At 63.9% G+C, this 14,178-nt stretch carries 14 protein-coding genes; 2 read left to right on the top strand and 12 right to left on the bottom strand.

The window, feature by feature from the left end; all coding sequences use genetic code 11:
* Positions 1-203 precede the first annotated feature (203 nt).
* The 4 genes from truA to def form a co-directional block, all read right to left on the bottom strand.
* A complete protein-coding gene (gene truA / locus AC0CMF_RS22425) occupies positions 204-1,019 on the bottom strand; it encodes a tRNA pseudouridine(38-40) synthase TruA (protein ID WP_374630283.1) in 816 nt (271 codons plus the stop codon).
* Positions 1,020-1,041: 22 nt separating this feature from the next.
* Positions 1,042-1,575 carry a GNAT family N-acetyltransferase gene (locus tag AC0CMF_RS22430; RefSeq protein WP_374630281.1) on the bottom strand — a complete coding sequence of 178 codons (534 nt, stop codon included), beginning with the start codon at positions 1,573-1,575 and terminating at the stop codon, positions 1,042-1,044.
* Between the two features lie 34 nt (positions 1,576-1,609).
* Positions 1,610-2,548, bottom strand: coding sequence for a methionyl-tRNA formyltransferase (gene fmt, locus AC0CMF_RS22435; protein ID WP_374630280.1), 939 nt, complete (start codon positions 2,546-2,548; stop codon positions 1,610-1,612).
* 77 nt (positions 2,549-2,625) lie between these two features.
* Positions 2,626-3,144, bottom strand: a complete 519-nt coding sequence (gene def / locus AC0CMF_RS22440; protein ID WP_374630279.1) for a peptide deformylase — start codon at positions 3,142-3,144, stop codon at positions 2,626-2,628.
* 151 nt (positions 3,145-3,295) lie between these two features.
* On the opposite strand from def, the gene AC0CMF_RS22445 reads away from it, so the two are divergent.
* Entirely contained in the window at positions 3,296-4,480 is a 1,185-nt protein-coding gene (locus AC0CMF_RS22445) for a DNA recombination protein RmuC (RefSeq protein WP_374630278.1), read from the top strand.
* Between the two features lie 274 nt (positions 4,481-4,754).
* Here AC0CMF_RS22445 and AC0CMF_RS22450 read toward each other — a convergent pair whose 3' ends face one another.
* The 3 genes from AC0CMF_RS22450 to AC0CMF_RS22460 form a co-directional block, all read right to left on the bottom strand.
* Positions 4,755-5,630 carry a C40 family peptidase gene (locus AC0CMF_RS22450; protein WP_374630277.1) on the bottom strand — a complete coding sequence of 292 codons (876 nt, stop codon included), beginning with the start codon at positions 5,628-5,630 and terminating at the stop codon, positions 4,755-4,757.
* 33 nt (positions 5,631-5,663) lie between these two features.
* Entirely contained in the window at positions 5,664-6,014 is a 351-nt protein-coding gene (locus AC0CMF_RS22455) for a MarR family transcriptional regulator (protein WP_050472197.1), read from the bottom strand.
* A 62-nt stretch (positions 6,015-6,076) separates the two neighbouring features.
* A complete protein-coding gene (locus AC0CMF_RS22460; RefSeq protein ID WP_374630276.1) occupies positions 6,077-7,474 on the bottom strand; it encodes a leucyl aminopeptidase family protein in 1,398 nt (465 codons plus the stop codon).
* A 205-nt stretch (positions 7,475-7,679) separates the two neighbouring features.
* Between AC0CMF_RS22460 and AC0CMF_RS22465 the strand changes: the two genes are divergently transcribed.
* The gene (locus AC0CMF_RS22465; RefSeq protein WP_244284659.1) at positions 7,680-8,489 is read left to right on the top strand and encodes a tetratricopeptide repeat protein; all 810 of its coding nucleotides are present in this window, start codon (positions 7,680-7,682) and stop codon (positions 8,487-8,489) included.
* A 27-nt stretch (positions 8,490-8,516) separates the two neighbouring features.
* On the opposite strand, the gene AC0CMF_RS22470 is transcribed toward AC0CMF_RS22465, so the two are convergent.
* The 5 genes from AC0CMF_RS22470 to AC0CMF_RS22490 all read right to left on the bottom strand — a co-directional run bounded on the left by AC0CMF_RS22470 (position 8,517) and on the right by AC0CMF_RS22490 (position 14,156).
* Positions 8,517-9,497 carry a type II secretion system F family protein gene (locus AC0CMF_RS22470; RefSeq protein WP_050472198.1) on the bottom strand — a complete coding sequence of 327 codons (981 nt, stop codon included), beginning with the start codon at positions 9,495-9,497 and terminating at the stop codon, positions 8,517-8,519.
* 9 nt (positions 9,498-9,506) lie between these two features.
* Positions 9,507-10,529 (bottom strand): type II secretion system F family protein, encoded by a 1,023-nt coding sequence (locus AC0CMF_RS22475; protein WP_050472199.1) that lies wholly within the window; start codon positions 10,527-10,529, stop codon positions 9,507-9,509.
* Complete coding sequence (locus tag AC0CMF_RS22480; protein WP_050472200.1) at positions 10,529-12,019, bottom strand: CpaF family protein; 1,491 nt, start codon at positions 12,017-12,019, stop codon at positions 10,529-10,531. Before AC0CMF_RS22480 ends, AC0CMF_RS22475 begins: the two co-directional genes overlap by 1 nt.
* 136 nt (positions 12,020-12,155) lie before the next feature.
* Positions 12,156-13,448 (bottom strand): CpaE/TadZ family protein, encoded by a 1,293-nt coding sequence (locus AC0CMF_RS22485; protein WP_374630275.1) that lies wholly within the window; start codon positions 13,446-13,448, stop codon positions 12,156-12,158.
* A 21-nt stretch (positions 13,449-13,469) separates the two neighbouring features.
* On the bottom strand, positions 13,470-14,156 hold the full coding sequence (locus tag AC0CMF_RS22490) for a CpaD family pilus assembly protein (RefSeq protein ID WP_082205859.1): 687 nt from the start codon (positions 14,154-14,156) through the stop codon (positions 13,470-13,472).
* Between the last annotated feature and the right edge of the window lie 22 nt (positions 14,157-14,178).

Genomic DNA, 14,178 nt, shown 5'->3' on the forward strand with positions numbered 1-14,178 from the left:
GGCTGAAACGCTGTGCCGGAATGACCAGAAGGCAGGCTTTCCTCAAACCATGACCGGGAAGCCTGACTGGTTGTCCGTTGCAAACACGGCCCTCTTGCGGGGAGGGAGGCTGAAACTCTCTGTTGCGAACACGTTCGTCACCGCCACAAACCATCTGCAACTGCCGTATGAACCTCACAGCAAAAGCCGATCAAAGCCCTCCGTCAAACTTCCCCGTCATCCTCCACCGCCGCAGAGCGGGCGTGCCATTCGGCGTGGGAGGCGATGTCGGTGGCGGCGGGGCGGTAGTCGACGCGGGTGAGGTAAAGCCCGTCCGGCGGCGCGACGGGGCCGCAGGCCTTGCGGTCACGGGCGGCAAGGGCCTCGCGCACGGTATCTGCCGTCCAGCGCCCCTCACCCACCAGCCGCAAGGTGCCCACCATGGAGCGCACCTGATTGTGCAGAAAGGAGCGGGAGGAGCATTCGGCAATCACGAAGTCCCCTTCCCGGCGGACGCTGAAGGTCTCAAGCGTCTTTTCCGGGCTCTTCGCCTGGCACCGGGTGTGGCGGAAGGTTGTGAAGTCGTGATGGCCGATGAAGACCTGGCTGGCCTCGTGCATCGCCTCCACATCCAGCGGCTGCTTCACGTGCCAGGCCAGGCCTTTCTCGAAGGTCAGAGGTGGCAGGCGGTTGAGGATGCGGTAGCGGTAGGCGCGGCGGATGGCGGAAAAGCGGGCGTCAAAGCCTTCATGCATCTTCTCGCAGGCAAGGATAGCGACCGGGTCCGGCTGGCAGTGGAAGTTCATCGCCCCCATCACGGTTTCGGCCGGCCAGTCCTTTTCGAGATCCACATGCGCCACCTGACCCGTGGCATGCACGCCCGTATCGGTGCGCCCGGCCCCGCCAATGGCAACCTCCTCACCGCTGAAGGCCTTGACGGCACGCTCCAGCACGGCCTGCACGGAAGGGCCATTGGCCTGCCGCTGCCAGCCGCAGAAGGGACGGCCGTCATATTCGATGGTCAGCTTGTAGCGGGGCATCGGCCTACTCGAATTTCCTGATCTATTCGAATTCCTGGAAGGGCGTAGCGAAGCTCACTTCCACCGGCAAATGCTCGCGCCCGGCATCCGTCAGCGCCAGCGCCATGAAGGCAGCCCCGGCATAGGGCGCCTGCACTTGCTTTGCCAGGTCCGCATCGAACCCAAAGCGCGGGTAATAGGCGGGCGGGCCCAGCACCAGAACAAGATCCTCGCCCTGCTGGCGCAGTTCATTGAGCCCGGCATTGATCAGCGCCGAGCCGATCCCAAGCTTCTGAAGTTCAGGCAGCACAGAGACGGGAGCAAGGCAGGAGATCTGCAGCCGGTGGCCGGCGCCTGCCCCGGTCACCCGGCTGAAGGCGACATGTCCGAGAAGCCGTCCGTCATCGCCTTGTGCCACCAGTTCCACCAGCAGCGCCCCGCAGTGGCGCAGATTATACACCAGCCGGGCCTCGGACGGCTGGTTGAAAGCGGCGGTGATGACACCGGCCGCCTCCTGCTCGTCGGCCTGCGTGAGCGGGCGGACCGTGAAGGCGGGGCTGTTCTGCGCTGCAGTCATCACCGGATGCTCCCTCAATCTCAACAAACGCCGCTCAACCAACCCGCTCGCCGGCAGCGAGCTTGGCGCCGCGCTGGAACTCTTCGCCGCCCATCGGCTTCTTGCCGGCACGCTGCACGTTGACGAGGCGCACCGCGCCCTCGCCGCAGGCGATTACCGGCGCACCGTCCACGGACAGCACCTCGCCCGGTGCGCCCTGCCCTTCGGCCAGCGCCGAGCGCAGCACCTTCACCCGCTCCGCCGTGCCGGCAATCACCGGCTCGCACCAGGCGCCGGGGAAGGGCGAGAGGCCGCGAATATGATTGTGGACCTCGCGGGCGGGCCGCGTCCAGTCGATCCGCGTTTCCGCCTTGCTGAGCTTCTTCGCGTAGGTCACGCCCTCTTCCCCCTGCGGCACCTGCGCCAGCGCATTGCGCGACAGGGCGGCCAGCGCCCGCACGATCAGATCGCCGCCCAGCGCCGACAGACGGTCATGCAGGTCGCCTGCGGTCATGTCCGGGGTAATCGCCACGGTTTCAGACATGCAGACCGGGCCGGTGTCCAGCCCCTCTTCCATGCGCATCACCTGCACGGCGGTTTCCGTGTCACCGGCCATGATCGCCCGGTTGATCGGGGCAGCCCCGCGCCAGCGCGGCAGAATGGAGGCGTGGATATTCAGGCAGCCCTCGCGCGGGGCATCCAGAATGGCCTTCGGCAGCAGCAGGCCATAGGCAACGACCACGGCCACATCCGCATCATGCCCGGCAAAGACGCCCTGCTCGTCCGCACCCTTGAGGCTGAGCGGGGTAAAGACCGGAATGCCCAGCGCTTCTGCCGCCTCATGCACCGGTGACTTCTTCAGCTCCATGCCGCGGCCGGCAGGGCGCGGCGGCTGGCTGTAGCAGGCCACCACGTCATGCCCCTGCCCCACGATTTCCATAAGGGCCGGCACGGAGAAATCGGGCGTACCCATGAAGACGATGCGAAGTGTCATGCGCTGCTTCCGAAAATCTGGGCGGGGCCGCGATGGCCCGGAAAATGCGAACGGCCCGCGATGGGCCGTCTGCCGTGTCAGGGTTTGCCCGTGGTGCGGGCCTGTTTCTGGAACTTCTTCACCACCCGGTCGCGCTTCAGCTTCGACAGGTAGTCGATGAAGAGCTTGCCGTTGAGATGGTCCAGCTCGTGCTGGATGCAGGTGGCCAGCAACCCGTCAGCCAGAAGCTCCTGCTGCGCGCCTTCCCGGTTCTGGAAGGTCACGCGCACGGAGGCCGGGCGCTCCACGTCATCGTAATACTCGGGGATCGACAGGCAGCCTTCCTGATAGACCGACAGTTCCGGCGAGGACCAGACGATTTCCGGGTTGATGAAGACCATGGGCGCCTTCGGCTGGTCTTCCTTGGCCACATCCAGCACGAAGATGCGCTGCAGCACCCCGATCTGGCTGGCGGCAAGGCCGATGCCCGGCGCGTCATACATGGTGTCCAGCATGTCGTCGGCCAGCTGGCGGATGTCATCTCCAACAGCAGTAACAGGCGCGCAGACCTGCCGCAGCACGGGATCGGGAAGGGTGATGATGGTGCGTTTCGTCATGTGATCCAGATAGGCAAAGGCGGTTAGCCGGTCAACGCGTTTCCGCAAGCTTTCGCATGCCGGAGCACCAGCTTTTGGTCTTCTGTGGCCTGCGCCCCGCCTGTGCAAGGCAGAGTCTGCGCCCAAGGGCGAATCGTTCTATGTTTGTTTCATGCAAGACACAGTTTTCACCTTCGGCACCCGACCCGTCAGCCTGCTGGAAGCCAGCGTTCTCGCCGCGCTTCTTTTGCTGGCTTTTATCACCCTTCTGGTGGTCAGCGCCCTGCGCCAGATCAAGGCACGGGCCACGAGCGAGGCCATTGCGGCGGACAGGATCGAGGATCTGGAGGAGCATCTGGCCCGGATGCTGCGCTCGCAGGGGGAAATCACCGGGCGCATGCAGACCATGGCCGAGGTGTTCTCCAGCCGGCAGGGCGACATGATGCGTGCCGTCAACGAGCGGCTGGACGGCATGGGCCACAAGCTGGGCCTCTCCATGGCCGACACCACCCGCCAGACCCACGATGGCCTGCGCCAGCTGCACGAGCGGCTGGCGGTGATCGACCGGGCGCAGAAGACCATCGCCGATCTCTCCGGTCAGGTCGGCCAGCTGCAGGCGATCCTTGCCAACAAGCAGACGCGCGGTGCCTTCGGGCAGGGACGGATGGAAGCCATCATTCAGGACCAGCTGCCCCCCTCCGGCTACAGCTTTCAGGCCACACTCAGCAGCGGCTCACGGCCCGACTGCCTGGTGCACATGCCCAACGGCGCTCCCCCGCTGGCCATCGACGCCAAGTTCCCGCTGGAGGCCTTCAACCTCCTGCGCAAGGCCCAGTCTGAGGAGGAGCAGAAACAGGCACAGGCACAGTTCCGGCGTGACTTCACCAAGCATATTCTGGACATCCGGGAGCGCTACCTCATCCCCGGCGAAACGCAGGACACCGCCTTCCTGTTCGTGCCCTCGGAAAGCGTCTTTGCGGAACTCAACGAGAATTTCGAGGATCTGGTGCAGAAGGCCCACCGGGCCCGCGTGGTCATCGTCTCCCCGTCGCTGCTGATGCTGTCCATTCAGGTCATTCAGGCGGTGCTGCGCGATGCCCGCATGCGCGAGCAGGCGCATCTCATTCAGGCCGAAGTCGCCCATCTCACCGCCGATATCGCCCGCCTCAACGACCGCACCGGCAAGCTGCAGGCGCATTTTGCGCAGGCCAGCAAGGACATCGACCAGATCCTCATCTCCACCGACAAGATCTCCAAACGCGGCCGCAGGATCGAGGATCTGGATCTCGGCGAAGTGCGAGGCGAGGCTGTTGCTTCTTCAGGGGAGCGTGTGCGGCTGATGGCGGGGGAGGAGTAGAGGCGGCCCACCCGCCGGAAATAGCTGGTTCCAGGCCGGAAACTGGCTCTGAGTCACCCCGGCCAAGCGCAGCGCGAGCCGGGGGCTACTCGCTTGCAGAGAGATGCCGGTGTCCGGAACTGCGCGGCAGACACCAGCCCGGTACACGCCTCTGCGCCAGGCTTCAGTTTCACCGCTCTGCGAGCGAGTGGTCCCCGGGTCTGCGCTTCGCTCCGCCCGGGGTGACCGCCTGAGTGGAACAGGAAGGCAGTGCACCCTTGCAATCTCTCACCCCTCACAGCCGCCGGATCGAGGTCAGTGCGCCGTATTCCTTGGCGCCGATGCGGGCAAGGGCGGCGTCGAGGGGTTCCTGCGAAACGGTCATGGTGTAACCGTTGGCATGGGTGAGGACTATGGGGCTGCTGAGCACACCCACATGGCCGCGCCAGAATAGCAGGTCTCCGCGCCGCAGATCCTGCGGCAGCGGGCCGCCTTCCGCGAAATCCAGAGGCACACCGGCTTCGGCTTCCTGCATGTCGCTGTCGCGCGGCAGGGCATGTCCGGCAAAAGACGCGCAGAGCTGGATGAGCGCCGAACAGTCGAGGCCCAGCGAGGACTTGCCACCCCACAGATACGGCGTGCCCAGAAGGCTTTCGGCAATCGCCACCCAATCCGGCTCGACGCCGCCCACCGGCACCAGATGGCCCGCCACCACAGCCGAACCGTCAGACAACAGCGCATAGGCAAGGCCGCGCGTTTCCGACTGCCCCAAGACACGAACCTTCGCACCGAGAGACAGATGCCCAAGAGCCGGAAGCCGCAGGTCCGCCCCCGGATAGCGGAAGGTGCGAAGCGCCCTCACCACATGGGTGGCCTCTTCCACCGGCGCCAGCGCATCGGAAGGAAGCCAGCCGACATAGCCGTCGCCGTCCAGCTGGCCCCAGACCCAGCCCTCGGATGTGGTTTCATAGACCATCACCGTTTCGCCATGGAGCGCCTGCGTGTCCAGTCCGCAATCGGGGCGCGGCTCCTTGCGCAGGGCCACCACATCCGCCGCAATGCGCATGCGTTCGCCATCGGCAAAGCGGCGCGGGCTCACCCGTCCCTCATAGGCGCGGGCGGCTAGATCCGGGCGCACGGGATGGCGGCGGCGGTCGAGCGTGTCAGACATGGAGGGCCCTCAAAGCAAATCGAAGCAGGAAGATCAGCGCGGCAATTCCTTGGCCTTTTCGGACACCAGATCGCCCAGCCGGTCAAGATAAAGCGCGCCGTCCACGGTGCGGGTGATGATGACGTTGCGCTTGTCGGCCTCGTCGCGCTTGCGCGAGAGAAGGCGCATGCTGCCCAGCGTGTCCAGCGCCCGGGTGATGGCGGGCTTGGTCACGTTCAGCTTGGCCGCCAGCCCGCGCACGGTGTGCGGAGGCGGCTCCAGATAGACCGTGAGCAGGATCGTCATCTGACGGGCGGAGAGATCCTGTTCCCCGTCACGCACCAATTCCAGATTGACTTCGTGCCACAGCCTGAGCGCCTGCGAGGCGCGGATGTCCACTGCCATATGCGGCGCTTCCCCGAATCCCGTTCAGATCCGGAGAAGAGCACAAAATCGTTTCGGATGCGTTATTTCTTTCCGCCGTAGCGTGCTTCCAGCAGGGAGAACAGCGCCCGGATCGCCTGTGCCTCGCCGCCATAGGGCTTGCCGGGCCGCTCGATCGGTGTCCAGGCGAAGATGTCGAAATGCGCCCAGGCCTTGGCTTTTGCAACGAAGCGGGACAGGAACAGCGCCGCCGTCACCGACCCGGCAAAGCCGCCGCCGGACTGGTTGACGTTGTTCATGTCGGCAGTCTTGCTGTCGAGATACTTCATGTAGGGCTGCCACAGCGGCAGGCGCCACAGCGGATCATTGACCTTTTCCGCGTGGGCCGCGACTTCGCCCGCCAGAGCTTCGTCAGCGGTGTAGAAGGGCGGCAGATCCGGGCCGAGGGCGACACGTGCCGCACCGGTCAGCGTTGCCATGTCGATCAGCAGATCCGGCTCTTCCTCATCGGCCAGCGTCAGCGCATCAGCCAGCACCAGACGGCCTTCGGCATCCGTGTTGCCGATCTCGATGGTCAGGCCCTTGCGGCTCGGCAGGATGTCACCGGGGCGGAAGGAGTTGCCCGAGACGGCATTTTCCACCGCCGGAATGAGCACGCGCAGGCGCACCGGCAGGCGGGCATCCATGATCAGCGAGGCAAGGCCCAGCACGTTGGCAGCGCCGCCCATGTCCTTCTTCATCAGCAGCATGGAACTGGACGGCTTGATGTCGAGGCCGCCGGTGTCGAACACCACGCCCTTGCCCACCAGCGTGATCTTCGGATGGCTTTCCTCGCCCCAGCAGCAATCGATGAGGCGCGGCGCCCGCGGGCTGGCGCGGCCCACCGCATGGATCATCGGAAAGCCCTCCTCCAGCAGTGCATCCCCGCTGATGACGCGCGACGCCCCGTCATGGGCGCTGAACAGGGCGCGGGCAGCGCCTTCCAGTTCGTCCGGCCCCATATCATTTGCGGGCGTATTGACCAGATCACGCGCCAGCGACACGGCGCGCACGATCCTGGCCACACGGCTCAGCACCGCCTCATCGGCAATGCGGAAACGCGGCAAAGGCTTGGGCACTTCAGAGCGGTACCGGGCGAACTGGTAAGCCGTCAGGCCGATCGCGACAAGCGCCGTCTCCGCATCCGGGAAGCCTTCGGCCAGCACGTAATCCCCTTCCGGCAGGGCATTTGCCAGTGCGCCCGGCGCAAAAGGATCGATCAGGCCAGTGTCACCAAAGCCGAAGAGGACCGCAGCCTGGGTACCATCGGTGGCCGGAACCAGCAGGATAGATCCGGCAGATGCCTTGTAACCCTGCAGGCTGGCCCATGCCTCCGCCGTCCCGCCAATCCGGGCCAGAACATCGGGCAAGGTGGCCGGAGTTACGGCCTCGACAGGCACGGGCGTCAGGCTCGCATCGCTTGGCAGAAGAGCATGGGGCATGTTCATTTCCTTCCAATGTTCCTCAGGATTAGCACAAGTGGTAATGCTCCGGGCCGATTAATGCAATCACGTGCAAATGCTTCCAGACATTAAGCTTTCGCAATCTGCGGCAGGTTAACCATGCATTAGGGTTAACAAGCTATTTCTGTCATCTGGTCAAATCGGCAGACCTCGCCGCAAGAGCAGGTTGCACAGGGAGCTGGTCATGGAACAGGCTGGGAAACTCCGGACAGGGTATCGCGCCGCAAAGGCTGGCCGCATTGCCATGGCCGCGCTCGCCGTGGTCCTGGCCGCGGGCTGCAACTCCACCCGGCAGCAGACCGGCACGAATTCCACGGCCGCAGCACGCGCCTTCGTGCAGCCAGGGTCCGCTGAAGCGATGCGCGAAGTCTCGGCCTGGGCCAGCGCCTATCAGCGCAGCCCGGACGACCGGCAGGTGATCATCGGCTATGCCAATGCCCTGCGCCGCAACGGCCAGATCGAGCAATCCATGGCCGTGCTGCGCAATGCCATCATCAAGCATGGCTCGGACCGGGACATCGCTTCGGCCTATGGCAAGATCCTCGCCATGAACGGCAACCTGCAGGAAGCGCTGAATGTGCTGCAGAATGCCCAGACCCCGGCCACACCTGACTGGCGCCTGCTGTCCGCGGAAGGCGCGGTGCATGACCAGATGGGTAATCCGCAGCGGGCACGGGCACTCTACAATCAGGCGCTGAAGATCGTGCCGGAAGAGCCGACTGTGCTCAACAATCTGGGACTTTCCTTCCTTCTGGCAGGTCAGGCACCGGATGCGGAATATTATCTGCGCCGTGCTGCCGCGAGCCCGCGTGCCGACAGCCGCATCCGCCAGAACCTTGCGCTGGCGCTGGGTTTGCAGGGTAAATTCGCCGAGGCCCAGCAGGTCGCGCTCAATGAGCTGGATCCGCAGCAGGCTGAGGCCAACATCGCCTATCTGCGCGCCGTCCTCGCTGCCCAGAGCCCGCGGCAGGGCAAGCCCCAGAGACAGGGCTGAGCGGCAAGGCTGAGCGGCACTGCAATCTCAGCGGAAGGTTGCCATCACCTGCATGACCGCAGGCCCCATGATCACGGCAAACAGAACCGGCAGAAAGAAGATGATCATCGGCACGGTCAGCTTCGGCGGCAGGGAGGCTGCCCGCTTCTCCGCCTCCTGCATGCGCTGTTCGCGCACATCATCGGACATGACCCGCAAGGCCTGACCAACCGGCGTGCCGTAACGCTCGGCCTGAATGAGCGCCATGGTGACGTTCTTCACCGCCGGAACGCCTGTGCGGGCCGCCAGATTGAGATAGGCCTGCCGCCGCTCCTGCAGGAACGACAGTTCGGCATTGGTGAGGGTCAGTTCTTCGGCAAGCGGCACCGACTGGACCCCGATCTCCTCTGCCACCCGGCGGAAAGCCGCCTCGATGGACATGCCGGATTCCACGCAGATGAGCATCAGATCCAGCGCATCCGGCCAGGCACGGCGGATGGACAGCTGCCGTTTGGAGATGACATTCTGGACATAGAGATTGGGGAGAAAAGCGCCGACCCCGCCGGCAAAGAGCGCAATGCACAGTTTGGTCAAGGGCGGAAGAGAGGGCGGCATGACCGCAAAGCCGTAAAAAAGCACCAGCACGAAGAGCACCAGCGGCACCACAAGCCTGGACAGCACGAAGGTATAAAGCGGCGCAGGCCCCCGGAAACCGGCCATGCGCAGCTTGTTGTTCGTTTGCTCGTCGGCAAAGGCCGTCTTGAGGTTGAGCCTGTCCACCAGATTGCGGACCCGGTCCTTCGGCTGATTGCGCAAGGAAACCCGGGCCTCGGCCTTCTCGGTGGCAAGGCGGGCTCTTTCACGGGCGCGCATCTTCTCACGCTCGAGCGCAACCGACTTCATCCGGCTCTTCAGGCCATCGCGCTCCAGCACCGGCAGGACCAAGGCAAACACCGTCCCTGCGACCGCAACCATCGTAAGCGCGGCGATGAGAAACTGGGAGTCGAGGAAGAAGCCGAAAAACGTCATGTCTTCCCCCTAGAAATCGAAATTGATCATTTTGCGCATGACGAGCACTCCGATGAGCATCCAGACAGCACTGCCCGCAAGAATGTAATGCCCCCCTGTCGTGGTGAAGAGAAGAATGATGTATTTTGGAGCAACCGTATAAAGGATCAGCGTAACGATAATCGGCAAAGAACCGATAATGGCCGCGGAGGATTTCGCCTCCGCGCTAAGAGCCTTGATCTTGCCTTTCAGCGTCTTGCGGCTGCGCAGAACCTTGGCGAGATTGCTGAGCGCCTCAGACAGACCGCCACCGGCCTGCTGCTGAATGGCAACGACGATCGCAAAGAAGTTGGCTTCCGGCAGAGGGATGCGGTCCGGCATACGGGCAACGGCATCCGTCAGGGATATGCCCATGACCTGGGCCTCGACGATCTTGCGGAACTCGGTCGCCACCGGTTCCCGCGATTCCGCAGCCACAATGCGGATGCAGTCCGTCAACGGAAGCCCGGCCCGGACGCCGCGCACAATAATGTCCACGGCGTTGGGCAACTCGTCGATGAAGTTGTTCAGGCGCCGTTTGCGCCGCATGTTGAGATAGAAGCGCGGCACGCCCAGAGCGCCGACAAAGCCGAGAGCCAGGGCGATCAGCAGCGATCCACCCGAGATGATCAGCCCCAGGAACAGCAAGACTGCGGCGCATGCGGCGCTGAAATACAGGAAATGCTTGCGCTCCCAGTCGAGCCCCGCCTGTTCCATCCGCGCGGCAAGCGTCAGGCTGCTGGCTTTCTTCTGCCGCGCCTTCTGCTTGTCCTCAAACTCCTTGAGCTGGTCCTGCACCGATTTGCGGCGGCGGTCCGCGTCGCGCTGCGGACGGCGGTCGGCAGCAATCACGTCCCGCGCGGCGATGGTCTCAAGGCGCTCCTTGCTCTTGCGTGATCCGTTGAGCAGCGGCTCCAGCAGCACATAGAGGATGCCGCCGATGCTGAAGGCAACCAGCAGCGCTGCCGCCAGATTGGCCGTCTCCGGGCTCAGGGTGATGCCAAAGATCTCCATCAGCCCATCTCCGGCGCTTCGGAGGCATCAAGTGCCGCAGCCAGCCGCTGTTCCTCGCCGTAATAACGGGCACGGTCCCAGAACCGCGGACGGCCAATGCCAGTGGACCGGTGGCGGCCGAGAATGCGGCCCTGCGCATCTTCGCCCAGGATGTCGTACAGGAAGATGTCCTGCGTGATGATCACATCGCCTTCCATGCCCATCACCTCGGTGACGTGGGTGATGCGGCGGGACCCATCACGCAGGCGCGCGGCCTGCACGACCACGTCGACGGAAGACACGATCATCTCGCGCAGGGTTTTGGAGGGCAGCGAGAAGCCGCCCATGGTGATCATCGACTCAAGACGCGACAGGGCTTCACGCGGCGAGTTGGCGTGCAGTGTGCCCATCGAGCCGTCATGACCGGTGTTCATGGCCTGCAGCAGATCGAAAGCCTCCGGTCCGCGCACTTCGCCGACGATGATGCGTTCCGGGCGCATGCGCAGGCAGTTCTTGACGAGATCACGCATGGTGACTTCGCCTTCCCCTTCAAGGTTCGGCGGCCGGGTTTCAAGCCGGACCACATGGGGCTGCTGCAGCTGCAGTTCGGCCGAGTCTTCGCATGTGATGATGCGTTCGGACGTGTCGATATAGGCGGTGAGACAGTTCAGCAGCGTCGTCTTGCCCGAGCCCGTGCCCCCCGAGACCAGCACGTTGCAGCGCGAGCGGCCGATGATCTGCAGCACCACAGCGCCTTCCGCCGAGATCGATCCATAGCGGACAAGCTGGTCGAGCGTCAGCTTGTCGCGCTTGAACTTGCGGATGGTGAGAGCCGGCCCGTCAATGGCAAGCGGCGGCGCAATGACGTTGACGCGCGAGCCGTCCGGCAGGCGGGCGTCGCAGATCGGGCTCGATTCATCGACACGGCGGCCCACCTGGCTGACGATGCGCTGGCAAATGTTCATCAGCTGCGCATTGTCGCGGAAGGCAATGCCCGTCTTCTGCATCTTGCCGCCGGTTTCGATGTAGACCGTATGGGCGCCATTGACCATGATGTCGGCAATGTCGTCACGTGCCAGCAGCGGCTCCAGCGGCCCGTAGCCCAGAACGTCGTTGCAAATGTCCTCCAGCAGGTCTTCCTGCTCGGAAATGGACATGACCACGTTCTTCAGCGCGATGATGTCATTCACCACATCGCGGATTTCATCGCGCGCATCTTCCGGCCCGAGGCGGCTCAGCTGCGACAGGTCGATCGCCTCGACGAGTGCGCTGAAAATCGCTGCCTTCGTGGCGTAATATTCAGGTGAGCGCTTGCGCAGGCGGTCTTCCGCCGGCGGCTCTGCTGGCGGAGGAGAGGCCTGCGCAGCAGGTCTTGCAGCCGCAGCAGGAACATCCCGCAGATCATTGATCAGCTGAGCAGCCTGATCCGGCGCACGCGAAGCCGGTGCCGCCGGACGGATCTGACCGCCCTGCTCCGTTCCGCTTGTTGGGGTACCGCGCCTGCCAAACATCTGCAGCTCTTGCTCCTGATACCAAGGCCCTGAGATGCTGGCGCATCTCGCCTTGAATGTGCTCATGCGCCGCAAGGGCTTGACCATCTCTCAAAGAGCCAGGCTCATCGACAGATGGTGTAAGGCCTTCAGGCCATTACTTGCCCTTCCTGAGCAGATCCATAAGGGCCGCCACCGGCGAGCGCCGGCCCCGCTTGATTTCACCCCGGCCCGATACGGTATGGGCGATCTGCGAAATCAGGTCATTCACCGCGTGGCGGGAATCCAGTTCACCAATCATCTGCCCGTTGTTGGCCGCGGTTCCGAACAGATGCGGATCAAAGGGAATGGCTGCCAGAACCGGGAGATTGAGCGCCTTGGCAAATTCTTCCGGCTTGATTTCAGGCCGCTTCGGCATGCCGACCCGGTTCAGCACCAGATGGGGCGGATGGTCGTTGGGACGCATCTGCCGCAGCGTATCGACCAGGTTCTTGGCATTGCGCAGGTTTGCCAGGTCCGGTTCGGCCACCATCACAACATCGTCGGAAATCTGCAGCAGATGACGGACCCAGTTGTTCCAGGCATGGGGCAGATCCAGCACAATGGCAGGCGTGCCCTGCCGCATCACATCCACCAGCGGATCAAACGAGGTCTCTGAGTAGTCGTAGCCGCGCTCCAGCGATGCGGGTGCAGCCAGCAGACTGAGGTGATCCGTGCAGCGCGACAGGATGCGGTCAAGAAAGGTCTCATCCAGCCGCTCTGGCGCGGAGACGGCTTCATAGACCCCCTGGAGCGGGTCCTGATTGTAGTCAAGCCCGGCCGTTCCAAACGGCAGGTCGAGGTCGGCCAGCACAACTTCGCTTCCAAAGGAGCGCGCGAGATTCCAGGCGACATTATGGGACAGTGTCGAGGATCCGCATCCGCCCTTGACGCCGAAAAAGGCCATGGTCCGGCCCAGCGGTTCGGACTGGGGATCGCTGTAGAGCGCACCAGCCGCGCCGATGATCTGCAGGATCGTAACGGGCGCCACGAGATACTCGCTGACACCGCGCTGGATCAGGTCACGGTAGAGCGCCACATCATTGATGTGCCCTATGACGATCACCTTGGTGCCGGTGTCACAATACTCGGCCAGCCGGTCCAGATCCGCGACAAGGCTCTGCTGGCTCGCACCGCATTCGATGATGATCAGATTTGGCGTCGGAGCCTGTGAAAAATGCTCGATTGCCGCCTGGATGCCACCCATGTGCACCTTCAGGTGCGCCTTGGTCATGCGGCGGTCTTCACCGGCAGCCTCAATGGTGCGCGCCGTATCCGCGTCCATGCAGAAGGCCTGCACGGAAATGCGCGGCACCGGGCGGATATCCGGCACAGGCTTGTAGGAAGCCTCGCTGGCATAGCCATCTTCTGGTTCCTGCATGACCCAATTCTGGCCGCTTGCATTGCTCATGCCGCCCTCCTCGCCATGCCCTCAGTTTTTGCCCACGCCGGAGACATTGGCACCGGTACCTTCCTTGTATTCCGCCGCCGTCTGCTCGCCCTTGCGGTATTTCTCGAGCACGACTCCGCGCCTGTTCTGATCCGAAGCCCCAATCGCGCGCGGGCCCATGAGGTCCGCCGGATTGGCGACCATGGCGGCAAGATTGGACTGCGTTGCGCAGCCGAAATCGTAATAGTCGTTGTTGGGACCGATGGTGCTGGCGATATTGTCCGGCCAGGTACCACAGGGCCCGGTGGACGCCTTCACCCGGGCGTAGGACAAGCGGACCGGGGTCGAGATCCGCGCATCTGCGACGCCATAGCTGCGGACCTGCACGTTCCGCTGCGCCACACCGCCCTGGACAAGCGCTGCCCGGATTTGCGGCACCACGGTGCTTGCAGCAATCTCATTGGCCGAGCCGGACGGCACCAGCACTTCGACCGTTGACGCGCCCGACGCGCGCGCTTCGGCCCCATACTGGGCGATGCGGGCAGAGTAATCACGGCCAAGATTGCGGGTTGAGGCCGCCAGCGGAATGTCGAGAACCTCCGCCTGCTCGGTGATCATGATCGGATGCCTGACCCGGTAGTCGTTGGATGCCATGACAGCGGGCGTGGGCTGGGTCTGACAGCCGGCCAGAACCGCTGCGGCACAAACGAGAAAGGCAGCTTTTCCCATCAAGGTGCGCTTGGCTTGTTCC

It is taken from the genome of Pannonibacter sp. CBAS1226, assembly GCF_055685825.1.